This window comes from Bradyrhizobium rifense (genome assembly GCF_008123425.1).
Classification (GTDB): domain Bacteria; phylum Pseudomonadota; class Alphaproteobacteria; order Rhizobiales; family Xanthobacteraceae; genus Bradyrhizobium; species Bradyrhizobium rifense.
The window spans coordinates 65880-90156 of sequence record NZ_VSSS01000017.1; the positions used below are offsets into that span (position 1 = coordinate 65880).

Sequence of the window (24277 nt, forward strand, 5' to 3'; positions counted from 1 at the left end):
CCAAGATCACGATCTGTTCCGACGGGCTGTCCCGTCCTGTCCGGACGTAACCCCCTGAGTCCGGGGCCGAATTTTCGTGTTGTCCGAATTTGTTCTCAGTCGGCCAAACTTTGTTCATGGCCGTTGTTCATGTTGGTCATCATGTGGCCGAATTCTGTTCATGCCCCCAATGGACTAAGCGGAAAACCAGCCTGCCCCGCGCTTAGCCAGCGCTTGTTGCATCGAGGCCGCCTGCGGTGCGGGTTGGTAGCGTTCCCCGCGACCATGAGGTAACGCAAGCTCGTCAATTCGTCGGCCCATCCCCCCTGATCGCGAACGTCGTCGTCTTCAGCTTGGTCATGCCGAACTTGTCGAACAGCTTGTCATAGGTGCCGTCGGCGCGGGCCGCGGTGAGGGCGTCGGCGAAAGCTTGCGCCAGCAGCTTGTCACGAAAGGCAAAGGTGATGTCGGTGCCGGCGATGTCGCGGACCCAGATCTTTGCGATGCCCTTCTGCTCCAGCGAGTTCGCGGTCTCGTTGATGTTGAGCGCGGCTTCGAGCTGGCCGGCGCGCAGCGCTGCCGAGGTCGCGGTCACCGTGGTGAAAGTGCGCAGCTCGATCGGCTTCAGACCCCTGGCCTCCATCGCGGCGCTGAACTCGCGCGCCTTGCGCTCGGTGTAGGTCGCAGATTCCACGCCCACCACGCGGCCGGCGAGATCCTCGAATTTTTCCAGCTTCAGACTGGAGGAGGGATCGGTGTAGATGCTGATTGCCTGCTGCGCGTAAGGCACGAGGTAGAGCATCTTCGAGCGCTCCTCGGTCCAGAACAGGCCGGTGTTGATGGCATCGAAGCGGCCCGAGCGTAGCGCCGGGATCATCGGCGGGAAGTCCATGCGCAGGAAGACAGCCTCGATGCAGAGGCGCTTGGCGATTTCCGTGGCGAGCTCGACATTGAGGCCCTGTAACTCGCCCTTGTCGTCGACGAATTGCTGCGGCGGCAGCGTCGGATTGATCGACATCTGCCATTTCGGCGCCTCGATCAGGCTCGACGCGGGCACCTTTGGCGTACAGGTCTGGGCGCTGGCTGCGTGGGAGAGGCCGACCAGCAGGACGAAGGCGGAGAAGGTTTTGGGAAATCGCATCAAAGTACTCCTGTCAAATCGTGGTGGCAGTTGAGCCGTCTCCGGTCCGATGTCCTGTTCATGGTCACGTGGCTGCCGTCGCATCGACTTGCCGGGTTAGGATCAGCGAGATGTGACGGGCCGCCGTCACGACCTCGTCGCGCTGGTTGAGCAGGTCGAGTGTCTCGACGACGATGCCGCGCTCTGGATTTTTGGTGGGCCGCTTCTCGACGAAGCGGAAGCGGACGCGCAAGGTGTCGCCGGCGACGATGGGCCCTTTGAACTTCACCTGGTCCCAGCCGAGCGAGGCGACCGAGGTCTCCTCATACAGCTTCAGCTCGGACTTCAATCCCTCCATCAGCGACAGGCCGAACAGCCCGTGGCCGATCACCGCGGGAAAGCCGCGCGAGCGCGCGTAGCTTCCGTCGATATGAAGCGGATGATGATCGCGCGTGACGTCGGCGAAGGTCGCGATATCGGCCTCGGTCACGGTGTGAACGGCAGTCTCGAACTCCGCGCCCAGCGCGATGTCCTCGTAACGGAGATTGATGGGAGCGCTCGTGTCCATGCCGATCCGTCAGGCAATCTTGCGCGGCCGCGCCGGCAGCGCCTTGAAACCTTGCGCGATCCCCATCGGTCCGGACCGGAAGATGCGTGGGTCCATATCCCTGAGTTGCGGGCTGATGCGTGGCTTGAAGCCCATGTTCGCGAGGATGTCCTCCTCGAGGCGCACACCCGGCGCGATCTCGGTCAAGGTCAAGTGGCCGTTCTCCAGCTCGAACACGGCGCGTTCTGTGACGTAGCTGACGTGCTGGCCGCGCTGCGCGGCGAGAGAGGCGCTGAAGCTGATCTGGCCGACCTGGGGCACGAATTTGCGGAAAGCGCCATCGCGCCGGATCGCGAGGCGGCAGTTCTCGACGCCGATGTCGAACTTACCGCCGGTCATGGTGCCACTGAAGATCAGCCGCCTAGCATTTTGTGTGATGTCGATGAAGCCGCCGGAGCCGTCGCGGCGGTCGCCGAAGCGGGTGACGTTGACGTTGCCGGTCTCGTCCACCTCCGCGAAGGAGAGGAAGGCGCAGGATAGCCCGCCGCCGTCATAGAAGTCGAACTGATAGGACTGGTCGAGAATGACGCGCGGATTGATCGCGGTGCCGAATTCGCGCGCATGGCCGGGCACGCCGCCGACAACGCCCGACTCCACCGTCAGCGTGATCAGGTCCGAGATGCCTTCCTCGGCCGCGACATTCGGGATCATCGCGGAAATGCCGACGCCGAGATTGACGACGTCGCGCGGGCGCAGCTCGAAGGCGGCGCGGCGGGCGATCACCCGGCGCTCTGTGAGCGGATCGGGCGCGATCAGCGCCACCGGCACCCGCGTCTCGCCGCAGCGTGCCGGGTCGTAGACGGTGCCGTAGGTCTGCATCTGGTCGGGTTCGAGCACGACGTGATCGATCAGGAAGCCGGGGATCTTGACCATCTGCGGATGGATCGAGCCGCGTTTTACGATGCGCTTGACCTGGCAGATCACGGTGCCGCCGGCATTGTGGACGGCCTGCGCGATCGAGAGATCCTCGCGCGTCGTGCCCTCGTGCTCCATGCTGATATAGCCGTCTTCGTCCGCCGAGGTGCCGCGGATGATGGCGACATCAGGCGGGGTGGGCACCCGATAGAGCAGCCACGATTGGCCGTGCAGCTCGAGCAGGTCGACCAGAGGCGCCGTGGTGCGCGCGTTCATGCGGCCGCCGTCCTGGCGCGGATCCATATAGGTGTTGAGGCCGACATGGGTGAGTACGCCCGGATGTTTCGCCGCCATCGCGCGGCAGAGCTGGCTCATCACGCCCTGCGGAAAATTATAGGCGTCGATCAGCTCGTCGCGGACCAGGCGCATGAACGGCACCTGGAGACCAAAATTGCCGCCGATCACGCGCGCGATCAAGCCTTCGTGCGCGAGATGGCACAGGCCCTTCTCGGTCACGGCGCCGACGCCAGTGATGTTGATCAGCGTCAGATTGTGCGGGCCCTGACCACTGATGAAGCGCTGCTCCAGCGCGTCGAGAATCGCTTCGGCTGCGCCAGTGCCGCCATTGCCGCCGACGATCAGCGTGTCGGTATCGCGGATTAGGCCGGCAGCCTCTTTCGCCGTGATGATGCTCAGCATGCCCTCACGCGGCCTCCTTCTCGACCTGACGGGCGATGATCAGCCGCTGGATCTGGTTGGTGCCCTCGTAGATCTGGGCGAGGCGCACGTCGCGGAAAAGACGCTCGATCCGGTATTCGCGCGAATAGCCGTTGCCGCCGTGGATCTGGAGCGCGTTGGAGACGTGCTTCATCGCCATGTCGGTCGTGAACAGCTTTGCCTGCGCCGCCTCCTTGGCGATCGGCTCGCCGGCATCGTGAAGACGGGCAGCGTGATGGATCAGCAGGCGCGCGGCGGCGATGTCGGTCGACATGTCCGCGAGCATGAACTGCACGGCCTGGAAGCCGATGATGGCCTGGCCGAACTGCTTGCGGTCTTTTGCATAGGCGGTGGCGTCCTCGAACGCCGCCTGCGCCATGCCGAGCGCCATCGAGGCCATCATCAGCCGGCTGAAGTTGAAATTGCTCATGGCCATCTTGAAGGCCTGGTTCTCCGGTCCCATCACGCTGTCGGCCGGCAGCTGCACGTCGGAGAAGGTGATCTGGCAGTCGTCGAGGCCGTGCATGCCGAGCAGCTCTTCGTTTTTGCCGCGGGCGATGCCGGGTAGGGCGCCGTCGACGAGGAGACAGGAGATGGCGCGATGGCCCGCATCCGCGCCGGTGCGCGCGAACACCATGATGCGATCGGCGACGCCGCCGAGCGTCACCCAGGCCTTGGTGCCGTTGAGCCGCCAGCCGTTGCCTTCGCGCACCGCGTTGGTCCGGATGCCCGCGACGTCGGAGCCGTGGTCGGGCTCGGAGACGGCAGTAGCGGGAATGATGTCGCCGCTCAGGATCTGCGGGATCAGCGCCTTGTGCGCCTCGGTGCCGTGATGGTCGAAGAACAGCACGGCTTCGACGGGAATCGCGAAGGCATTGGCGACCGGGCCGGAGCAGCGCGCCAGTTCTTCCATTGCGATGCAGGCCGCGACCGCATCGAGCCCGGCGCCGCCGGCGCCTTCGCGCAGGCAGATGCCGAACAGGCCGAGATCGGCCATGCCCTTGTAGAGCGAACGATTAAAGCGGTCCTCGCGGTCGATTGCGGCCGCGCGCGGCAGGATCTCGGCCTCCGCGAAGCGGCGGGCGGTATCGCGGAGAGCCTTCTGATCCTCTGTGTAAAAGCGGTCCATGGCGTGCTCCCGTCAGTCGCTGGCGAGCTTGGAATCGTGGGAGACCTCGCTGCGGTCGCGGTCGAGGAAATAGACCGCGACGTCATCACCGGGCACGCCATAAGCGCTGCACACGCCCCGTGTCAGTGCGATGGCGGCGGCGCGGCGCTCGGCCTCGCTGCGGCGGAACGCGTGCACCTTGAGCAGGATGCGCTGGCCAGTGGCCTGAGCGCCGAACGTGCCGGCATGGGCGTAGTCGTCAGGTGCAATCGGCAGGAAATAGAGCGTGACGGTATCGGCGGTGACGCCGAACGCCGACATCAGGCCGTCAGTCACCGACCTCGCCAGCGCAGCCTTGCGCTGGTTCGGGACTTGTGGGGCGAGCACTTCGACATAGGGCATCGATCAGACCTTCGCGGATTTGGCCGCAGATGATTTGGATTTGGAAGACTTGGGCTTGCTTGCGGATTCGATCGGACGGCAGGAGTCGCGCTTTATGAGACGCGCACCGACGCGATATTCGCGGACGCCGTCATTGCCGTTGCCTTTGGCGTCCATGCGATGCAGCAGCCGGTCGACGGCGAGATTGGCGAGATCGCGCGCGCCGTTGTCGACGATGCTGATCGCAGGGCGATGCCATTCGAACCAGGGCATGTCCTCGTAGCAAAGCAGCGAGAGATCGTCGGGGATGGCGATGTTCCGCTCCGCGGTCACGCGCAGCACGCCGAGCGTCGCCTCGTGGTTGGCGACGAAGATCGCGCTGGGCGGGCGGAGGAGGTCCAGCAGCTTGCGAGCGCAGGTCGCGCCGGTCTCGGGGACGAAATGGCCGGCATGAACCAGTGTGCCGTCCATGGCGATGCCGGCCTCACGCAGCGCGCGGACATAGCCGGACAAGCGTTCGCGGCCGGACGTGGTATCCTGGCGGCCGACGATCAGGCCGATGCGCTTGTGTCCGAGTTCGATCAGATGCCGCGTGCCGAGATAGGCGCCTTGCGGATCGTCGGCGAGCACGGTCTCGAGATCGGTAGCGTCATCGCGCCGCACCAGGCAGACGATCGGAACTTCCTTCGACAGCGCCTTTAGTTGGGCACCGTTCTTGCCTGTCGGCACAACGATCAACCCGTCGATACGGTGATCGACCAGTGTCGTGAGCGTGTCGCTCTCCTGCTCTGGATCGTCGCCGCCGATGCACAGAAGCATCTGATAGCCGAGTGCTTTCAGGCGTGCCTGTATCACCTCGGCCATCACCTGGAACGAGGCGTTGGTGAGATTGTGGACGAGAAGCGCGACGAGGCGCGACTGTCCAGTCTTCAGGCCGCGCGCGATCGGGTTCGGTCGGTAGCCAAGCTCGCGCGCGATGCGCGTCAGGCGCTGTTGCGTGCGCTCACTGGTCAGGCCCGTCCCGGTGAGCGCCCGGGAAGCAGTGCTGACCGAAACGCGGGCCGCCTGTGCCACATCTTTGAGCGTGACGCTCATCCAACCTGCCGATAGACTGCAAACGATTGCAGAGACGTTATGGGCCAATTCTACATGGATCAAGCCCAAAAAATGGATGATGGTGCTCAATGCAGAGCCAGTTGCGCAATCGTTTGCAGGAATACTGCGGATATTCCGCAGAGCATCGCCATTTCCTGGATTCAACCGATTACCCGGCAGTTCCCTGATGAAGATGTTTCGCGGCACCTACACCGTCATGATCACCCCGTTCACGCCAGCTGGCGATGTCGATGTTGCGGCGTTGCGCGCCTTCGTCGATTGGCAGATCGCCGAAGGTATTCACGGGTTGATCCCGCTCGGTTCGACCGGCGAGTTCCTGTCGCTTGATGATGACGAGAAGGCGCTGGTGGCGGAGGTCGTCATCACTCAGGCCGCGGGACGGGTGCCCGTGTTGATCGGAACCGGCGCGGAGGATACGCGCGAGGTCGTGCGTCTCAGCCGCCGTGCCGAAAAACTGGGCGCGGACGGCGTCATGATCATTCCCCCGTTCTATTCGACCCCGACCGACGATGAACTCGTGCATCACTACAAGACGGTGGCCGACGCGATCTCGTTGCCGATCATGGTCTACAACAATCCAGCCACCGCCAATGTCGATCTCAAGCCGCCGTTGGTGGCGCGCATCGCCGGGATCGATAACTGCCTCTATATCAAGGAGTCGACGCTGGAGGTGACGCGCGTGCGCGACATCATCCGCCTCTGCGGCGACAGAATGACGGTGTTCGGCGGCATTCTCGGCTTCGAATCCTTTGTCGAGGGCGCGCAGGGCTGGGTGGCGGTCGCCTCCAATGTGGTGCCGGCGCAGATGGCACGCATCTTCAGCCTCGTTGCCGACGAGGGGAAGATCAAAGAGGCGCGCGAGCTCTATCTGAAATATCTGCCGGTGATCGAATTCGTCGGAGGCCAGGCCTATGTCGCCGGCAGCAAGGCGCTGCTCGGCCATATGGGCTTTGCGGTCGGCAACCCCCGTCCGCCGCGGCTGCCGCTGCCGGCTGCGCAGGACGCGGCCGCGCGCGCGCTGGTTAAGACGTTCGATCTGGCGTGGCGCGACGCGCCAATTGCGGCTGCTTGAATTGGGTGTGAACGGATGAACCTGCTCGACGGCGTCAAGATCCTCAGCTTCAATCATTACCTCGCGGGCCCGCTGGCGGCACAGACGCTCGCCGATCTCGGTGCCGACGTCATCGCGGTCGAACCGATCGAAGGTGCGTTTCAGCGCAACTGGGCGGTCGCCAATCATTTCGTCGCCGGCGACAGCGTCAATCATCTGGCGACCGGCCGCAACAAGCGCAGCATCGCGGTTGACCTCAAGCATCCCGACGGTATCGCCGCCGTGAAGAAGCTGGTGGCGGCGTCCGATGTCGTGATGGAGAATTTTCGGCCGGGCACCATGGCCAAGCTCGGCCTCGGCTACGACACGCTGAAGGCGATCAATCCCGGCCTGATCTATGCGGTTGCGACCGGCTTCGGATCGGAAGGACCGTACAAGGACCGTCCCGGTCAGGATCTCCTGCTCCAGGCGATGTCCGGCCTTGCGATGCGAACTGGACGTGCCGATGGCGAACCGACGGCGGTCGGCGCCGTTATCGTCGATCAGCATGCCGCTTCGCTCTATGCCATGAGCATTCTCGCTGCGTTGTTCGCCCGGACCAAGACCGGGAAGGGCCGGCTCGTCGAGGTGAACCTCTATCAGGCCGCGATCGATCTTCAGGTCGAGCCGTTGACGGCATGGCTGAACGGCGCGCCATCGCCGACGCCGCGCGGGCCTGCCGGTATTGCCGCCTGGTTCAGCCCCGGGCCTTACGGCGTTCACGCCACGGCGGACGGTCATATGGCGATCTCCATGGCTGCGCCCAAGGCGCTGGCGGTCGCGCTCGACAGTGCGGAGTTGGAGCAGTTCGGCGAGGCTGACAGCTTTTCCAAGCGTGAGGAGATCACGCGGATCGTTGTTATCAGGCTGAAGCAGAAATCAACGGCGGATTGGTTGCCCTCGCTCGAAGCCGCGAAAATCTGGCACGCGCCGGTGCAGGATTATCGGGATCTCGTATCCGATCCCCAGCTCAACCATCTCGGCGTGTTCAAGACGGCCGAGAGTGCAGGCGGGGTACCGATCCGGATGGTCGCCCATCCCGCGCGCTATGATGGCCAGACGCCTGAGGTGCGGCTGGTGCCGCAGCGGCTCGGTGCTCAGACCCGGGAGGTGCTCGGCGAGATCGGCTATGGTGCCGCTGAGATCGAGGCGATGATCGCCGGCAAGGCCGTCGGAGTGGCGCGATGATCGATTTTTCGCTGCCTGACGATACCCGCCTTCTGGTCGACACCGTCCGCCGTTTCGTTGAAACCGAGGTGCAGCCGCTCGAAGACGTCGTGGAGCAGACGGCCACGGTGCCGGCCGACGTGCTGGCCGTTACCAAGGCCAAGGCGCAAAAACTCGGCCTCTACGCGATGAACATGCCCGCGGATGTCGGCGGCGGCGGGTTGTCCTGCGTCGAGCATTGCCTCGTCGAGGAAGAGTTCGGCAAGACCTCGGACGCGCTGATCCGCCGTGTGTTCGGCCAAGTCTATCCGATGCTGATGGCCTGCAAGGGCGACCAGGTCGAGCGCTATCTGCGGCCGACCGTGAAGGGCGACAAGATCTGCGCCATGGCGATCACCGAGCCGGGCGCCGGCTCCGACGCCGCCTCGATCAGCACCACTGCGCATCTCGACGGCGAGGAATGGGTGCTGAACGGCACCAAGCATTTCATCAGCGACGGCGACATCGCCGACTACGTGATCCTCATGGCGCTCACTGACAAGGACAAGCGGGCGCGGGGCGGCATCACGCTGTTCCTGGTCGATCGCGGCACACCCGGCTTCAAGGTCGCGCGCACCCAGCCGATGATGGGCCATCGCGGCTATGGCCATGCCGAGCTGAGTTTTGAGGACTGCCGCATTCCCAAGGCGGCCGTGCTCGGCGAGGTCGGCGGCGGCTTCAAGCTGATCATGCAGAGCGTGCTCCAGATCCGCCTTGCCCATATCGGCGCCCGCGCCGTCGGCATGGCGCAGCGCGCGCTCGAGATGATGCGCAAGCATGCCGGCGAGCGGCGCCAGTTCGGCCAGCTCATCGGCGACTTCCAGATGGTGCAGAAGCTGATCGCCGATTCCGCCACCGAGATCTTTGGCGTCAAGATGATGGTGATGAACGCCGCCTGGGACATCGATCAGGGGCGGGATGCACGCGACAAGGTCTCGATGATCAAGGTCGCAGCGTCCGAGATGCAGGGCCGTGTCGTCGACCGCGCCATCCAGGTGTTCGGCGGCATGGGCTTCAGCAAGGACCTGCCGCTGGAACGCATGTATCGCGATGCCCGTGTCACCCGCATCTATGACGGTACTTCCGAGATCCACCGCATGCTGGTTGCGCGCAGCACCATCAAGAACGGCTTGCAGCTCTAGGAACGCTTCATGTCCCACACACCTCTCAAGCCCGGCGCGGCCTTCGCCTTCCGCAAGACCATGACGGTCGCCGAGCAGGCGATGTTCACCGGCATCAGCGGCAATCTCGGCGGTCTCTACGTCGATGCCGTGCGCGCCAAGAAGGCGGGCGCGTCCAACATGGTCGCCTTCGAGCTCGCCGTCGGCGGCCTCGCCACCACGTGCCTGAGCCAGCTCGGCGGACCAACGCGGCGGATCGGCAGCATCGCGCTTAACTTCGCCGCGCCGGTGATCGTCGGCGACTCGGTCGAGGCCAAGGCCGAGATTGTCTCTGTTGCCGGCGACGAGGCTGTCTGCCGCATTACCTGCACGCTGTCGCCGTCTGGCGCGACCGTGGTGGACGGTACCGCGACGCTCGTTCCCTTCGCGAAGGGCTGAGCCATGTACGAGCCAAAGTCCTTCGACGAGCTGAAGGTCAACGACAGGGTCAGCCTCAGCAAGACCATCACCGAGGCGGATGGCGCGCTCTACATTGCGGCGACCGGCGATTTCGGCCCCGTTCATGTCGACGAGGTCTATGCCGGCGCGACGCGCTTCGGCCGCAGGCTGGCGCCGGGCATCATGGTCGCAGGTCTCTGCACCAGCATTCTCACCAGCGAGCTGGTCGGCACCATCGGCGTCTCGGTGGAAGACCGCTTCTGGTTCACCGGCCCGGTGTTCTACGGCGACACGCTCACCTTCGACGTCTGGGTCGCTGAGCAGCACGACGAGACCCGCACCATCATCTGGGAGGCCAGCGCCCGCAACGAGGGCGGCGTCGAAGTGCTGAAGGCGCGCGCGAGCCTGAAATTCCCGCGGCGGAAACCGTCATGAGCAAGCCGATGAAGAAACCTGACTTGCGCGGCGTCACGGTGGCGACTGTGCTGCCCTTCAGGGATGACAGCTCGATCGATTGGGACGGTTATGCCCGCGTGCTCGATTATTGCGCCTGTCCGGACGGGATCGCGGCAGTGTTCGTCAACGGTCACGCCGGCGAGGGCGGCTCGCTCTCGGATGACGAACGTCAGGCCGTGATCGAGCGGACGCGCCGACAAATCGGCGGCAAGCCGCTGCTTTCAGGCATCATCGCGCATTCCACGGCGGAGGCGATCCATCAGGCGCAGCTTGCGGAAGGTGCCGGCGCCGATTGCGCGGTGTTGTTTCCACCCGGGCCGCTCGGCGGCGGTGCATCGGCGACCTCGCGCGCGCCGCTGGCCTTCGTGCAGGCGGTCAGCTCCGCCATCGGCATTCCCGTATCGATCTTCCAATATCCGCTCGCGTCCGGCTTCGGCTACTCGCCGGAGACGCTCGCGAAAATCGCAGCCCTCGATAGCGTCATCGCCATCAAGGAAGGCAGCGATACCATGCTGGCCTATGACGAGAACCGCCGTGCGGTGAAGCGGGCCGATCCCTCGGTCGCGATCCTGCCGTCGAACTTCAACTGGTTCCTGCCGCAGCTAGCCGTCGGTGGCGACGGCATTCTTTCGGGCCTCGTCAGCCTCGCGCCGCATCTATTCGCAGAGCTTTGGCAGGCCGCTCTTGCCGACGATCTCAAGGCGATGCGCGCTGTCAACGAACGGCTCTATCCAATCGTGCGCTCGATCTACGGGCCGGCGCCGATCATGGACATGCACACGCGCATGAAAGTGGGGCTCAAGGCGATCGGCCTGATCGGCAACGCCGATCCGCGACAGCCGCTGCTGCCGGTGCTTCCGGCGCTCTGCGACGCCATCGCAACGACGGTCGCCGCAGCGCGCGCGGCCGGCGACATTCGCGTGGCGTGAGGAACGGGCCCATGCCGGACGAGGCCGCCTTCATCCACATCGTGCGGGTCGACATCGATCCCGAGCATGAAGCCGCGTTCAACGCCTGGTACGAGCAGAGGCACTTTCCCGATTTGCTCGCCTGTCCCGGCTGGCTCTCGGCAAAGCGCTTCGTCTCGGTCGGCGACGGCCCGAAATACGCGGCAATGTACGAGGTCGCGGGACGGTGGGCGTTCGAGACGCCGGAGTTCCTGAAGGTGAAGGGATTCGGTCCGTTCGAATCGCTGGTGAAGAACTTCATGCGCATCCAGCTCAAGCCGTTGTCGGGATCGACTTGAGTGAATTGATGACGATGCTGCCTGCCGTGTCGCGAGATCTGGCCAGCCGCATCCAAGAAACATCGAGGGGAACCCCGGGCGAGGGACTGCATCGGTCATTGGCGTCTTATTGGAGGTATTACATGGTCTCGACACTGCTTCGCTTGGGTGCGACCGCCGCATTCGCTCTGGCATCTGCATCAGCGCATGCCGCATGCACGCCCGCGATTGCCGACAGCGATCTGATCGCGCCCGGAAAATTACAGCTCTCGATCAACCCGACCAATCCGCCGCAGCAATTCGTCGACAAGGACGGTCAGTTGCAGGGCCTCAACGTGGAACTCGCTGCCGAGCTCGGCAAGCGGTTGTGCCTTCCGGTCGAACTCGTCCGGATGGATTTTCCGGCGATGATCCCGGCCATGAACGCGGGCCGCATCGACGGCATCGACACCGGCATGTTCTGGACCGAGGAACGCTCGAAGCTGATGTACATGGTGCCTTACGCCATCCAGGCCATTTCGGTCGTGGTTGCGCCCGACAGCGGCATAAAAATTGCTACCGAAAATGACCTGATCGGAAAAACATCCGCCGTCGAGGTCAGCACCTACCAGATGAACTGGCTCAAGAAACTCAGCGATACGAGTGTGGCGAAGGGTGGTGCGGCCGTCGAGATGCGCACGTTCCCGACGGCGACCAACGTTGTCAGCGCGCTGCTCGCGGGGCAGGTGGACAACGCGTTGCTGGTCGACAGCGTAGCGCGCGATCTCACCGGTCGCGGCCGCGTCAAGGAAGTGTTGAGCGGACTCGGCACGGCGCGCACCACGCTCGGTTTCCGCAACAAGGCGGTGGTTGATGCCGTCGTCAAGGCGCTGAACGCGATGCGTGCCGATGGCTTCTATCAGGCGCTGTTCGACAAGTTCGGCCTGACCGCCATGCCGGCCGATCAACCGCTTGCGATCGCCGGCCCCGGTCCGGCCTGAGATACGGAGACGAGCTGATGAGCCATTTCAGTCCGACGGCCGCCGTCAACTACTTCTTCAACTACTTCCTGATGAAGGGTGTGCTCGTCACCATCGGCTTGACGGTGGCGGCGGTCATCGGCGGATTGATTCTCGGCATGGGCATCGCGCTGATGCGCATGTCGTCCAATCCGGTGCTGTCAGGCTTCTCGCGCTTCTATATCTGGTTCTTCCGCGGCACGCCGCTGCTGATCCAGCTTGTGGTGATCTACAGCGGCTTGCCGCAGCTGGGGATCAAGTTCAGCGTGATCACCTGTGCGCTTGTTGGCCTGATCCTCAACGAAGCGGCCTATCTCGCCGAGATCGTGCGCAGCGGTTTCATGGCCGTTTCGGCAGGGCAGCGCGAAGCCGCCTGGGCGCTCAGCCTCTCGCCCTGGGTGACGTTCCGCCGCGTGACTCTGCCGCAGGCGTTCCGGCTGATGATCCCGCCGCTCGGGAACTCCATCAATTCGCTCCTGAAGGCGACCTCGCTCGCCTCGGTGATCTCGGTGGAGGAGCTCATGCGCCGCAGCGACATGCTGATGCAGGAGCATTTCCAGATCCTCGAAGTCTATGCGGCGGCAACGGCGTATTATTTGATCCTCACTTCGGTCTGGGATGCGGTCCAGCGCCGGCTGGAGAAGCATTTTGGTCGGTCGAGCGCTGCGAAATCCAGGCGGGTCGCGGCGAGGGCGCCGGTTGCGCAGACAAGCGCGGAGGCCCGCGCATGAGCGAGATGCCGATGAATACGGCCAGCGGTGTTGCAGGCGCAATGGCACAGCCGCAATTGCGCGAGGTGCCCGCGGTTCGCATGGAGGCCGTCTACAAGCACTATGGCGATTTCACCGCGTTGAACGAGGTCGATCTCAAGGTCGCGAAGGGTGAGAAGATCGTGGTCTGCGGCCCCTCCGGCTCGGGCAAGTCGACGCTCATTCGCTGCATCAATCACATCGAGAAGCACGACGAGGGCCTGATCTACGTCAACGGCATCGAGCTTGATCATCAGCGCAAGAATATCGACGCGGTCAGGCGCGACACCGGCATGGTGTTCCAGAGCTTTAATCTGTTTCCGCACATGACGGTGCTGGAGAACTGCACCCTGGCGCCGATGACAGCGAACGGCATGAGCGAGGCTGAGGCCAAGGACCTCGCGATGCATTTCTTGACAAAAGTCCGGATTCCGGATCAGGCCGAGAAATTTCCCGGGCAGCTCTCGGGTGGCCAGCAGCAGCGCGTCGCCATCGCCCGCGCGCTGTGCATGCGGCCGAAGATCATGCTGTTCGACGAGCCGACCTCCGCGCTTGACCCCGAGATGGTCAAGGAAGTGCTGGAGACCATGAGGAAGCTCGCGGAAGAGGGTATGACCATGCTGTGCGTGACCCACGAGATGGGTTTTGCCCGCGAGGTCGCCGACCGCATCGTGTTCATGAATGAGGGGAAGGTGGTCGAGCAGGCCGCGCCGGAAGAGTTCTTCAAGAATCCGAAGTCCGAGCGGGCGCGGACATTCCTCGACCAGATCATTCACTAGCCGATGTCGGCGGGGATGCGGACATTCGGCGATCGTCTGCGCGGCATTCATGCGGCGACGATCGTGCCGATGACGCCCGACTTTCGGGTCGATGAGGCGCAGCTGGCGGCACACCTCGCCTCGGTCGCATCCACAGCCGGCGTCAGTGGGTTATTGGTCAACGGCCACGCCGGCGAAAACTTCGTGCTGTCGCTGGCCGAGAAGCGGCGCGTGGTTGAGCTTGCGCGCGAGCACGCTCCGAAGGATTGCCTGATCGTCTCGGGCGTTAATCACGAATCGAGCCTGGAGGCCGGGTGCGAAGCGGCCACACTGGAGCGGGCGGGTGCGGACGGGCTTCTGGTGTTTCCTCCCAACAGCTGGGCGCTCGGTCACGCCGACGACTGCGTCATCGAGCATCATCGCCACATCCGCGATGCCACCACCGTGCCGCTGATGCTTTACGCCGCGCCGGTCGGTGCGGGCGCGATGGCCTATGTCCCGCCTTTGCTGGAGCGGCTGGTGGCCGACCCCCGCTTCGTCGCGATCAAGGAGGGGAGCTGGGAAGTTGCGACCTACGAGCAGAACCTGCGGCTGATCCACAAGCTGCGACCGGAGTTCGTCGTGCTCGGTTCCGGCGACGAACATCTGCTGACGAGCTATCTCGTCGGTTCTGCCGGCAGCCAGGTGAGCCTTGCCTGCGTCGTGCCGGAGCTTGTCGTCAGCCTCTGGAACGCGGCGGAGGCCGGCGATTGGGAGCGGGCGCGGGCCGCGCACGAGAAGCTCTATCCGCTTGCTGTCGCGATCTACCGCGATGCGCCGGGAGGCCGGGCGACGGTGCGACTCAAGGCCTCCCTGAAACTGCTCGGGCGTCTCTCATGCGACGCAGCACGTCCACCGCAGCCGCCGGCGAGTTCAAGCGAATTGCAGGCGCTCGAACAGGCGCTGCGGAGCGCCGGCGCGCTCTAGGCTGCGAAGAACGGATTGGCCGGCCGCGCGAGGCCGAGGTGATCGCGCAGCGTGGTTCCCTCATAGTCCGTGCGGAACAGCCCGCGCTCCTGCAAGATCGGCACGACGAGGTGGACGAAATCCTCGAAACCTTCGTGGAAATAGGGCGGCATGACGTTGAAGCCGTCGGCGGCATGCTCTTCGAACCAGAGCTGGAGCGTGTCGGCGATGCGCTCGGCCGAGCCGCACAGCACCCAATGGCCGCGGGCGGCAGCTGTGAGGTTGTAGAGGTCGCGCAACGTCATGTTCTCACGGCGGCCCTTGGCCAGCATGACGCTGGCGAAGCTGTGGTAGCTGTCGGACGGCGCGATGTCGGGAATCGGCCCGTCGAGATCGTAGGCAGACATGTCGCGCCCGAAGCGGTCGGACAGGATCGCGAGCGCGTTGCTGCCGCTGACGAAGCTCTGGAGTACGTTGAGCTTCTCGAACGCTTCCTTGTCGGTGCGGCCGACGACGGGCATGACGCCCGGCAGCACCGTGACATCCTCGGCCTTGCGGCCGCACGCCGGCAGCCGCGTCTTCAGCGAGGTGTAGCCGGCTTTGGCTTCGTCGATGTCCTGCACCACCGAGAACACGATGTCAGCGGTCCGCGCGGCAAGCGCCTGTCCGGCCTCGGAGCCGCCGGCCTGGAGCACGACGGGGCGGCCTTGCGGGCTGCGGCCGATATTGAGCGGGCCCTTCACCTTGAAGAATGCGCCGTCATGGTCAATCGGACGCAGCTTCGCCGGATCGATGTAGATGCCGCTGGTACGGTCGGTGACGATGGCATCATCGGCCCATCCGTCCCACAGGCCCTTGACGATGTCGAGGAACTCGCCGGCCATCTCGTAGCGGCGGGCGTGGTCGGGATGCGTGGTGCCGAAATTTGCCGCCGTTGCCGGATTGGCCGTCGTCACCGCATTCCACGCGGCGCGGCCGTTGCTGATATGATCGAGCGAGGCGAACACGCGCGCGACCGAGAACGGATCGCTGTAGGTCGTCGACACCGTGGCGCCGAGCCCGATATGGCTGGTCGAGGTGGCAAGCGCCGCCAGCATGGTCAGCGGCTCCAGCCGCAGCGTGTAGGAGGGATGCGCGCTCGCATCGGCATAGAGATTGTCGCCCATGAAGATCAGGTCGAACTTGCCGCGCTCGGCGGTGCGGCCGATCTCCTGGATCGCTGGGAAGTTCTGGAAGCTGTCGACCGCGCCGGGATAGCGCCAGCCGGCGACGTGGCTGCCGGTGCCCAGGATGAACAGGCCGAGATGCATCCGTCGTTTCATGGCGTTATGTCCAGAACAGGATTTTTCGCTCGAGGAAGCCGATCAGGCCGAAGAAGGCGAGGCTCGCGGCAGAGGCGACGAAGATCGCCGACCAGACCTGGACGAAGTCGATCTGGAGCACGGCCTGGTAGATCACCCAGCCGAGCCCACCCTGCGCGCCGAGCATTTCTGTGACGATCGCCACGATGACGCTGCGTACCGTTGAGACGCGCATTCCGGCGAGCAGCAGCGGCAAGGCGGTCGGCAGGCGTAGCCGCCACAGCACGCCGAACCGGCTCGCGCCGAAGCTGCGCATGAGGTCGACGGCGCGGCGGTCGACACGGTCGAGCCCGGCCAGCATGGACAGCAGAATGGTGAAGCTCACCGCCATCGCCACCATCACGATCTTCGAGCTGATTCCGATGCCGAACCAGAGCAGAATCAGCGGTGAATAGCCGACCACGGGCACCGAATTGATCGCGGTTGCGAGCGGTAGGATCGCGCTGCGCAGCGCCGGCACCAGTGCGATGGCGACGGCTAGGCCGATGCCGATCAGGCAGCCGAGCCCATAGCCCGCGAACGCTTCGAGCAGCGTGTAGCCGGCGGCGTCAATGAGGATTGCGCGCTTGGCCCAGAGGCCGACGAGGATGTCGCTGACCGCGGGGAGCACATAGGCCGGCAGATGCAGTCCGCGCGCAGTGCCCTCCCAGCACGCGATCAGGAGGACGGCGCCAAGAATGCCGCGCTGGACGGCGAGCGAGGGGGAAGCGAGCGCGCGGCTCATTGCTCGGCGTTCCAGAACACGAGGCGCCGCTCGACTGCGGCGACCACCGCATAGAAGCCGGTGCCGAGCAGGGCCGAAGCCAGCAGAGCGCCCCAGATCGCCACGACGTTCTCGGTGAACATGGCCTGGAGCAGCAACACGCCGAGCCCGGTGGTGTCGCCGAACCATTCGCCGACGATGGCGCCGACGAGGCTCAGGGAAGCTGCGAGCCGCAGCGCCACGAAGATCTGCGGCAGCGCGGTTGGAAGCTGCAGGCGCAGCAGGAGCTGGTGGTTGGAGGCGCCAAAACTGCGCATCAAGGCGACCTGCTTGGGATCGACGGTATCGAGGCCGAGCAGCGTGTTTACCGTCACCGGAAAGAACGTCAGGTAGAATGCGATGATCGCCTTGGCGAGCAGCGTATTGCCGAACCACAGCACCACCAGCGCGCCGAAGGCGATCACCGGAATGGTCTGCGACACCACGAAGATCGGAAAGATCATCTCGCGCAGCGCGCGGACGCGGAAGAACACGACGCCCATGAACACGCCGAACGCGCCGCCGGAGGCGAAGCCGATCAGCGTCTCGGCGAGGGTGCGCAGGAAGCCGTCGACATAGGCGCGGGGCGTCGCCGCCATCGCCATCAGGATCGTGCTGAGGCGCGGCAGATAATAGGGGCGGATGCCGAACAGCAGCACCGCACCTTCCCAGACCACCGCCGCGATGGCGAGGCCGAGCAGGAGCCGAATCAGCTTGCGCAGCGAATCCGGCATCGTGATCGACCGCGGAGCCGCGCGGCCGTCACCAAGCGATGTCGCGGCCGGGCTGCTCACGGCAGCCGGTCCGCCGCCGGGATGCTTTGGATGAAGCTGGCGTCATACGCGGCGGCGAGGTCGAGCGGCTTGGAGATCACGCCGTATTTCAGGAAGAAGTCGTGGGCGGTCTTGACCGCGTCGGCGTCGATCCAGAATATGCCGTTCTTCGAGGCTGCGCCCGCTGTCATCAGGCGCTTCACCTCGGTCAGCATGAACTCCTGCTGCGCGCGGTCGAGCGTCGGGGCTGCGGCCATCACGGTGTCGACGGCGCCCTTCGGATCGGAGAACGCATCCTTCCAGCCCTTCAGCGAAGCACGCAGGAAGGCCTTGACCAGCTCCGGCTTCTCCTTGGCGGTCGCCTCGGCCACGATCAGCGTGTCGCGCGGGAAGGTGATGCCGTAATCCTCGGCGACGAAGGTCTTCAGGCTGTCCTTCGGCATGCGCGACTGGATGGTGTAGAACTCGTTGTAATAGGTCGCCGTGATCACGTCGACGTTGCCGTCGACGAAGGGCGTCACCGAAACCTGCTGCGGCTGGATCTTCAGTTCATCCGGCTTGATGCCTTCCTTGGCCAGCATGCCGTTCAGCACGTGGTTGGCGCCGGTGAACCAGGTGGTGACGGTCTTGCCCTTGAAGTCCTGGATCGTCTTCACCGGCCCGTCCTTGCGGGTAACGAAGATGAACGGCGTGATCTGGTGCGAGACGCCGATGCAGACGATCGGCAGTCCCTTGTCACGGGCGGCGAACACGCTGTCGGTGCCGCCGGAGAGGCCGAATGTGTCGGCACCGGTCGCAACTAGGTTTTCGGTGAGCAGATTGGGCCCGCCCGGATTGATGGTGAGGTCGATGCCTTCGGCCTTGTAATAGCCTTTGGCGGCCGCGACGTAGAAGCCGGCGAACTGCGCCTGCGGCAACCATTTCAGGCGCAGGCTGGCCTTCTGCAACTCGGCGGCGGGCGCAGGCGCGACGAGCGAGCCGGTCGCCAGTGCGATGGCGGAGAGGACGGAGAAGGCGTGGCGTCGGCTCAACATGGTCATACTCCAGGCAATGAAAATCAATTGCGATAGGATGGATCGGTGCGGTCGAGCTGGCGCATCAGTGCCGGCCATTCGCGTTCGCCGGGCACGAGAATGTCGCCCTGCAGTTCCCAGAATTGGCGGGCGGCCTTCTCGCAGACCTCGTGCGGCGGCATCACGAGCTTGGCGCCGGCTGCGGCCGCGGCCTGCATCTGGAGCTGGATCCGCGCGGCGCGCTCGAAATAATAGAGCAGCATGAAGGCTTCGCCCGGCGTCCGGCCGACAGTGAGGATGCCGTGATTACGCATCAGCATCACCTTGTGCGGGCCGAGATCGCGCACCAGGCGAACTTGCTCGTCCAGGTCGATGGCGACGCCCTCGTAATCGTGAAAAGCCTGGCGATCGTAGAAGCGCATCGCGAACTGGCTGAGCGGCAGCAGGCCCTTCTCCTGTCCGGAGACTGCAACGCTCGCGTCGGAATGGGTGTGCAGCACGCAGGCCGCATCATGGTTCGAGGTGTGGATCGCCGCATGGATGACGAAGGCGGCGACGTTGACGGCCTGCGGCGTGTCGTCGAGCTTGTTGCCCTTGGTGTCGATCTTCACCATGCTCGAGGCTGTGATCTCGTCGAACAGCAGCCCATAGGGATTGATCAGGAACTGATCGTCATGGCCGGGAACGCGCATCGAGATGTGATTATAGATCAAGTCGTCCATGCCGAGCTTGGCGACCATGCGATAGCAGGCGGCGAGCTTGACGCGGGCGTCCCACTCCGCCGGATCGATCCCCCGCGGTTCTCTCGCTGACATCGCGTTCATTGCGACTTCTCCTGCGCGATGGAGGATTGGAACGATTTCATGCTTTCCTCCTCGATCGCATCGAGCAGCGTGCGCTTGAGGCGCACGAATTCAGGGGAGGTGACGATCGCGGGCTTGCGCGGGCGGGGAAGATCGACGACCTGTTCGAGCTTCACCGAGCCGGGACGTGCGGTCATGACCAGAACGCGGTCGCCGAGGAAGATCGCCTCGTCGACGTCGTGGGTGATGAAGAGAATGGTGCGGCGGTATTTCTGCCAGACATCGAGCAGCCAGCGCTGCATCATCGCCCGCGTCAGCGCGTCGAGCGCGCCGAACGGCTCGTCCAGCAGCATCAGGTCGCGCTCGAACAAGAAGGTGCGCATCAGGGCGACGCGCTGGCGCATGCCGCCGGACAATTGATTGGGATATTGCTTCTGGAATCCTGCAAGCCCGAACTCGGGCAGCATCTTGAGCGCCTTGGCACGCGCCTGGTCGCGCGGCATGCCCTCGACCTCGAGCGCGAGGATGGCGTTGTCCACCACGTTACGCCAGGGAAACAAGAGGTCGCGCTGCGGCATGAAGGAGACGCGGCCGAGCAGGTCGGCGGCATGGCAGCTCTTGCCTTCGAAGCGCAGGATGCCGCCGGCGTCGGGCTCCTCCAATCCAGCGACGATGTTGAAGAGGGTGCTCTTGCCGCAGCCGCTCGGGCCGACGACGGTGACGAACTCGCCGGGGGCGATGTTCGCCTGGAGCCCCGACAGTGCCGCGACGGCACCAAAGGTCTTGCTGACCGCACGCATTTCAAGCAGCGGCTCAGGCTTCGGCTGGGCCTGCGGGGCTTCGGTGGTCGGTCCGGGATTGGGTAGGCGGGCGGCCTGCACCGGCATGTCCTTGTATAATGACGGCGGCCATTCGCATACGACAGCGGACCGCATCGAAATCTCTTAGCAACTCGTGTGCCAGTGCGATTTCCGGGCAAATCAGGCATAAGACTTGCGAGTCTCTGAGGCGAAGGCGCGCGAGTCGTGTGTATCCGGGGCAGAAATCAGCCGTTTCGCTGGAGTGTGGGTGTCATTTTGTATACGTATATTGTTCTCGGAGAAACATGATGGCGGATATTGGTGCACACAGCGGAGGCAGGCGCGTGAAAAATGGGCACGAAGCCTTGGCGCCTGGCCCCGGCATGACGCTCGCCGAGAGCCTGCGCCAGAAGCTCGAAGGGGCGATCGCGGCGGGGCATCTCGAGCCGGGCAGCCGGCTCGACGAGCAGGAGATCGCCCAGCGTTTCGGGGTCTCGCGCACGCCGGTGCGGGAGGCGTTCCGCCTGATGGCCGCCAACAATCTGGTCGAGCTGCGCGGGCGGCAAGGGGCGACGGTCCGCAGCATCAGGGCACAGGCGCTGATCGAGATGTTCCAGGTGATGGCGGAGCTCGAAGGCCTCTGCGCGCGGCTCGCGGCGCGGCGCGTCTCCCAGGCCTGGGGCAGTGAAATTGGAGAGATTCATCAGCGGCTTATGACGGCAGGTGAAACCGGCGACATCGATGTCTTCTACGACATCAACCAGGAATTCCACGAGGCGATCTACGAGGCCTCGCGCAACACTTTCCTGGCCGAGCAGACGCGCAAGCTGCGCAACCAGGTGGCGGCGTATCGCCGCCGGGTGACGCGCATGCCGAACCGGATCGCCGACACCGTCCGTGAGCATGAGGCGATCATGGAGGCGATCCTGGCCCATGATCCGGAGCGGGCGCACAGCGCCATGCGGGACCACGTCAACCTGCTCGGCGACAACCTGCTGGACTTCCTCGCCGCCTTCGAATGACCATTCGGTCTCTTGGTATGCAAATTGCTAGACATTGTATATCTAGCTTGCATCCTGGAGACCCCTGTGGACCTGAAGCTGACGAACAAGACCGCCTTGATTACCGGCGCGTCGAAAGGAATTGGACTTGTGGTGGCCGAACTCTTCGCCGCGGAGGGGTGCCATCTGCATCTGGCCGCCCGCAACGGCGAGGCCATGCTTCAGGCCAAGCGGGAGCTGGAATCCCGCCATGGCGTGAAGATCACGATCCATGCGCTCGACCTGTCGAGCACCGCTGCGATGGAGAAGCTCGCGGCCGAGGTCGGCGACATCGACATCCTCATCAACAATGCCGGCGATATCCCGGCGGGTTCTTTGGAGATTTTGGACGACGCCGCCTGGCGGCGCGGCTTCGATCTCAAGGTGTTCGGCTACATCACGCTGTCGCGTCTTTATTATCCGCGCATGAAGGGCAAGGACGGCGTCATCATCAACATCATCGGCAATTCGGGTGAGAACTGGGACGCGAGCTACATCGCGGGCTCGACCGGCAACGCGGCGCTGATGTCCTTCACCAAGGCGCTCGGCGGCCGCAGCCTCGATCACGGCGTGCGCGTCGTCGCGGTCAATCCCGGGCCGGTGGCCACCGACCGCATGCTCAAGATCATGAAGCGGAAGTCGATCGACATGCTCGGCGACGAAAGCCGCTGGGAGGAGTTGTTCGACAAATATCCCGGCAAGCGACCCGCGACTTCGGAAGAGGTCGCCGATCTCGTCGCGTTCCTGTCCTCGCCCCGGTCCGGCTACATCACCGGCACCGTGGTGACGATCGACGGCGGCATCGCCGCGCGCGGCTCGGTGATCTGAGGCGCCGATGTCAGGACCTCAATCGGCGGCGCTGGTCCGCAACCGCTATTTCGACGAGCTCTCGGCGACGCCGGGACTCTACTGGCTCGGCCAGAACACCAACCACATCGAGAGTCACCCCGCCGTGCGCGAGGCGATGCTGCGTTCGATCGAGGCTGGCGAGTTCAATGCCTACGCCCCGCCGCTTGGCTTCGAGGCGCTGCGCGCCGCGATCGTCGCTGATCTCGGGACGCCCGGTGCCGAAGCGCTGGTGACTGAGGGTGGCGTCAACGCGCTGGCCATGATCTGCCGCGCCCGCTGCAAGCCCGGCACCACGCTGGTGACGACCGATCCGACCTGGAAATGGCCGTGCCTGTTCGCGCGCCAGCAGGGCGCCGAGGTGATCGAGATTCCGATCTACGATCCGGCCTGCAACTATCGCCTGACGGCTGAGGCGCTGAAGGCCCATGTCGATGAGCGCACCGCGATCATTTATCTGGTCGATCCCAACAATCCGCTCGGCATCCGCTACACGCGCGAGGAGATCGAGAGTTTTGCGGCGATCGCGCGCGATTGCGGCGCGCTGTTGGTGCACGACTGCACTTACCGCGATTTCGCCGACGGCCACACGCCGGCACTTCATGTGGCGCCGAAAGGCTCGGTGGTCTCGACCAGCTTTTCGAAATGGCTCGGGCTCGCCGGCCTGCGCATCGGTGCGCTTGTCGCAGCGCCCGACCTGTTCGAGGAATTGGCGCAGACCTCCACCAGCGTGCTCGGCGCGAGCGTCATCGCCCAGCGCGCCGCGCAGGCGGGCTTGTCGGTCAAGGCCGAATGGATGAAGAAGGTCCGCAGCACCGACCGCGCCAACAAGGCGATGATCCAGGAAGCGGCAAGCGCAATCGAAGGACTAGCGCTGCCGATCATGCCATCGCACGGAAACTTCCTGGTGCTCGAAACCATCGCGGCGGGCATCCGCCCCGAGGCGCTGGTCGAATGCTATCGCCGCCAGGGCATCATGATCCGCCAGGGCACTTATCACACCCAGCGCTTCGGCGACCGTTTTGTGAAGATCAGCACCTCGGTGCCGCAGGCCTGGGTCGAAGAGCTCTGCACGCTCCTGCCGGAGATGGTCGTTCAGGCACGCACGCTCAACGACCTGCCGCCGCAATTCTAGGGACGATGCCGATGACGATGATCACAACGAAGGACGGCGTGAAACTTCATGTGGAAGAGGCGGGCGAGGGCACGCCGATCCTCTTCATCCACGAATTCGGCGGCAATCACGAAAGCTGGGAGCCGCAGCTCCGCTATTTCAGCCGCCGCCACCGCTGCATCTGCTACGCCGCGCGCGGCTATCCGCCGTCGGACGTGCCCGACAGCGTGGAGGCCTATTCGCAGGCAATCGCTGCGGACGATGCGGTCGCCGTGCTCGACGCGCTCAAGATCGAGAAAGCGCACATCGTCGGCCTCTCCATGGGCGGCTTCTGCACGGTGCATTTTGGCCTGCGCACGCCGGAGCGCGCTTTGTCGCTCACCGTCGCCGGCGCCGGCTATGGCTGCGAGAAGGAGTTCGAGGAGTATTTTCGTGGCGTCTCGTTGGAAGTCGCGGACAATTTCGAAAAGCAGAGCGCGAAAGAGTTTTCGAAGATCTATGCGCTCGGTGCGAGCCGCGTTCAGTTTCAGAACAAGGATCCGCGCGGCTGGCAGGAATTCGCCGATCGCCTTGCCACCCATTCCGATCGCGGTGCCGCCAACACCATGCGCGGCGTCCAGGCGCGGCGACCGTCTTTCTACGATCTCGAAGACGGCCTGAAGAAGATGATGGTGCCGACGCTGGTCGTCGTCGGTGACGAGGACGATCACTGCCTCCAGCCCGGCATCTTCCTGAAGAAGACCATTCCGGCCTGTGGCCTCTCGGTCTTCCCCAAGACCGGTCACACGCTCAATCTCGAAGAGCCGGCGGCGTTCAACGAGCTGCTCGCCGAGTTCATCGCCCAGGTCGAGGCCGGACACTGGTTGCCGCGCGATCCGCGCGCGCTGCCGGGCCAGATCATGCGCACGAAGTAGGT

The 24277-nt window shown here is 64.4% G+C and carries 27 protein-coding genes; 15 read left to right on the top strand and 12 right to left on the bottom strand.

All coding sequences use genetic code 11. From position 1 onward, the window contains the following. Positions 1-283 precede the first annotated feature (283 nt). The 6 genes from FXB40_RS10785 to FXB40_RS10810 form a co-directional block, all read right to left on the bottom strand. Positions 284-1120, bottom strand: coding sequence for an ABC transporter substrate-binding protein (locus tag FXB40_RS10785; protein WP_148772180.1), 837 nt, complete (start codon positions 1118-1120; stop codon positions 284-286). 64 nt (positions 1121-1184) lie between these two features. Continuing rightward, on the bottom strand, positions 1185-1667 hold the full coding sequence (locus tag FXB40_RS10790) for a MaoC family dehydratase (RefSeq protein WP_148772181.1): 483 nt from the start codon (positions 1665-1667) through the stop codon (positions 1185-1187). 9 nt (positions 1668-1676) lie between these two features. Continuing rightward, complete coding sequence (locus tag FXB40_RS10795; RefSeq protein ID WP_148772183.1) at positions 1677-3260, bottom strand: acyl CoA:acetate/3-ketoacid CoA transferase; 1584 nt, start codon at positions 3258-3260, stop codon at positions 1677-1679. A gap of 4 nt (positions 3261-3264) precedes the next feature. Next, positions 3265-4407, bottom strand: a complete 1143-nt coding sequence (locus FXB40_RS10800) for an acyl-CoA dehydrogenase family protein (RefSeq protein ID WP_148772184.1) — start codon at positions 4405-4407, stop codon at positions 3265-3267. Between the two features lie 12 nt (positions 4408-4419). Beyond that, positions 4420-4788 carry a tautomerase family protein gene (locus tag FXB40_RS10805; protein WP_148772186.1) on the bottom strand — a complete coding sequence of 123 codons (369 nt, stop codon included), beginning with the start codon at positions 4786-4788 and terminating at the stop codon, positions 4420-4422. A 3-nt stretch (positions 4789-4791) separates the two neighbouring features. After that, positions 4792-5862 (bottom strand): LacI family DNA-binding transcriptional regulator, encoded by a 1071-nt coding sequence (locus tag FXB40_RS10810; RefSeq protein WP_148772188.1) that lies wholly within the window; start codon positions 5860-5862, stop codon positions 4792-4794. A gap of 184 nt (positions 5863-6046) precedes the next feature. On the opposite strand from FXB40_RS10810, the gene dapA reads away from it, so the two are divergent. From dapA to FXB40_RS10865, 11 genes are all read left to right on the top strand, one after another. Continuing rightward, positions 6047-6955, top strand: a complete 909-nt coding sequence (dapA, locus tag FXB40_RS10815; protein ID WP_187436787.1) for a 4-hydroxy-tetrahydrodipicolinate synthase — start codon at positions 6047-6049, stop codon at positions 6953-6955. A gap of 15 nt (positions 6956-6970) precedes the next feature. Further along, the gene (locus FXB40_RS10820) at positions 6971-8161 is read left to right on the top strand and encodes a CaiB/BaiF CoA transferase family protein (protein WP_148772191.1); all 1191 of its coding nucleotides are present in this window, start codon (positions 6971-6973) and stop codon (positions 8159-8161) included. Further along, positions 8158-9321, top strand: coding sequence for an acyl-CoA dehydrogenase family protein (locus FXB40_RS10825; protein WP_148772193.1), 1164 nt, complete (start codon positions 8158-8160; stop codon positions 9319-9321). The genes FXB40_RS10820 and FXB40_RS10825 overlap by 4 nt, the downstream gene beginning before the upstream one ends. 9 nt (positions 9322-9330) lie before the next feature. Beyond that, the gene (locus tag FXB40_RS10830; RefSeq protein ID WP_148772195.1) at positions 9331-9738 is read left to right on the top strand and encodes a MaoC/PaaZ C-terminal domain-containing protein; all 408 of its coding nucleotides are present in this window, start codon (positions 9331-9333) and stop codon (positions 9736-9738) included. Positions 9739-9741: 3 nt separating this feature from the next. After that, complete coding sequence (locus FXB40_RS10835; RefSeq protein ID WP_148772196.1) at positions 9742-10173, top strand: MaoC family dehydratase; 432 nt, start codon at positions 9742-9744, stop codon at positions 10171-10173. After that, entirely contained in the window at positions 10170-11123 is a 954-nt protein-coding gene (locus FXB40_RS10840) for a dihydrodipicolinate synthase family protein (protein WP_148772198.1), read from the top strand. The genes FXB40_RS10835 and FXB40_RS10840 overlap by 4 nt, the downstream gene beginning before the upstream one ends. A gap of 11 nt (positions 11124-11134) precedes the next feature. Then, positions 11135-11440, top strand: coding sequence for a DUF4286 family protein (locus FXB40_RS10845; RefSeq protein ID WP_187436780.1), 306 nt, complete (start codon positions 11135-11137; stop codon positions 11438-11440). A gap of 122 nt (positions 11441-11562) precedes the next feature. Next, a complete protein-coding gene (locus tag FXB40_RS10850) occupies positions 11563-12399 on the top strand; it encodes an ABC transporter substrate-binding protein (RefSeq protein WP_148772247.1) in 837 nt (278 codons plus the stop codon). A gap of 17 nt (positions 12400-12416) precedes the next feature. Further along, entirely contained in the window at positions 12417-13148 is a 732-nt protein-coding gene (locus tag FXB40_RS10855; RefSeq protein WP_148772201.1) for an amino acid ABC transporter permease, read from the top strand. After that, complete coding sequence (locus FXB40_RS10860) at positions 13145-13945, top strand: amino acid ABC transporter ATP-binding protein (protein WP_148772202.1); 801 nt, start codon at positions 13145-13147, stop codon at positions 13943-13945. The genes FXB40_RS10855 and FXB40_RS10860 overlap by 4 nt, the downstream gene beginning before the upstream one ends. A 15-nt stretch (positions 13946-13960) precedes the next feature. Then, positions 13961-14890 carry a dihydrodipicolinate synthase family protein gene (locus tag FXB40_RS10865; protein ID WP_246207517.1) on the top strand — a complete coding sequence of 310 codons (930 nt, stop codon included), beginning with the start codon at positions 13961-13963 and terminating at the stop codon, positions 14888-14890. Here the strand turns inward: FXB40_RS10865 and FXB40_RS10870 are convergent. The 6 genes from FXB40_RS10870 to FXB40_RS10895 are packed head-to-tail and all read right to left on the bottom strand — an operon-like array spanning position 14887 to position 20442. After that, entirely contained in the window at positions 14887-16191 is a 1305-nt protein-coding gene (locus FXB40_RS10870) for an LLM class flavin-dependent oxidoreductase (protein WP_148772206.1), read from the bottom strand. The two genes, FXB40_RS10865 and FXB40_RS10870, sit on opposite strands and share 4 nt — an antisense overlap. A gap of 4 nt (positions 16192-16195) precedes the next feature. Beyond that, a complete protein-coding gene (locus FXB40_RS10875) occupies positions 16196-16954 on the bottom strand; it encodes an ABC transporter permease (protein WP_148772207.1) in 759 nt (252 codons plus the stop codon). After that, positions 16951-17766 carry an ABC transporter permease gene (locus tag FXB40_RS10880; RefSeq protein WP_148772208.1) on the bottom strand — a complete coding sequence of 272 codons (816 nt, stop codon included), beginning with the start codon at positions 17764-17766 and terminating at the stop codon, positions 16951-16953. The genes FXB40_RS10875 and FXB40_RS10880 overlap by 4 nt, the downstream gene beginning before the upstream one ends. Continuing rightward, on the bottom strand, positions 17763-18779 hold the full coding sequence (locus FXB40_RS10885; protein ID WP_148772209.1) for an ABC transporter substrate-binding protein: 1017 nt from the start codon (positions 18777-18779) through the stop codon (positions 17763-17765). The genes FXB40_RS10880 and FXB40_RS10885 overlap by 4 nt, the downstream gene beginning before the upstream one ends. 23 nt (positions 18780-18802) lie before the next feature. Next, positions 18803-19582 carry a class II aldolase/adducin family protein gene (locus FXB40_RS10890; RefSeq protein WP_148772210.1) on the bottom strand — a complete coding sequence of 260 codons (780 nt, stop codon included), beginning with the start codon at positions 19580-19582 and terminating at the stop codon, positions 18803-18805. Next, positions 19579-20442: an ABC transporter ATP-binding protein gene (locus FXB40_RS10895; protein WP_148772248.1), complete on the bottom strand. Its 864-nt coding sequence runs from the start codon at positions 20440-20442 to the stop codon at positions 19579-19581. Before FXB40_RS10895 ends, FXB40_RS10890 begins: the two co-directional genes overlap by 4 nt. Before the next feature lie 227 nt (positions 20443-20669). Here FXB40_RS10895 and FXB40_RS10900 point away from each other — a divergent pair, with 227 nt between their 5' ends. The 4 genes from FXB40_RS10900 to FXB40_RS10915 all read left to right on the top strand — a co-directional run bounded on the left by FXB40_RS10900 (position 20670) and on the right by FXB40_RS10915 (position 24275). After that, positions 20670-21383 carry a GntR family transcriptional regulator gene (locus tag FXB40_RS10900; protein ID WP_246207520.1) on the top strand — a complete coding sequence of 238 codons (714 nt, stop codon included), beginning with the start codon at positions 20670-20672 and terminating at the stop codon, positions 21381-21383. Positions 21384-21449: 66 nt separating this feature from the next. After that, a complete protein-coding gene (locus FXB40_RS10905) occupies positions 21450-22229 on the top strand; it encodes an SDR family oxidoreductase (protein ID WP_148772212.1) in 780 nt (259 codons plus the stop codon). A 7-nt stretch (positions 22230-22236) separates the two neighbouring features. Then, the gene (locus tag FXB40_RS10910; RefSeq protein ID WP_148772213.1) at positions 22237-23382 is read left to right on the top strand and encodes a pyridoxal phosphate-dependent aminotransferase; all 1146 of its coding nucleotides are present in this window, start codon (positions 22237-22239) and stop codon (positions 23380-23382) included. 11 nt (positions 23383-23393) lie between these two features. After that, positions 23394-24275, top strand: coding sequence for an alpha/beta fold hydrolase (locus FXB40_RS10915; RefSeq protein WP_187436781.1), 882 nt, complete (start codon positions 23394-23396; stop codon positions 24273-24275). Positions 24276-24277: the final 2 nt, after the last annotated feature.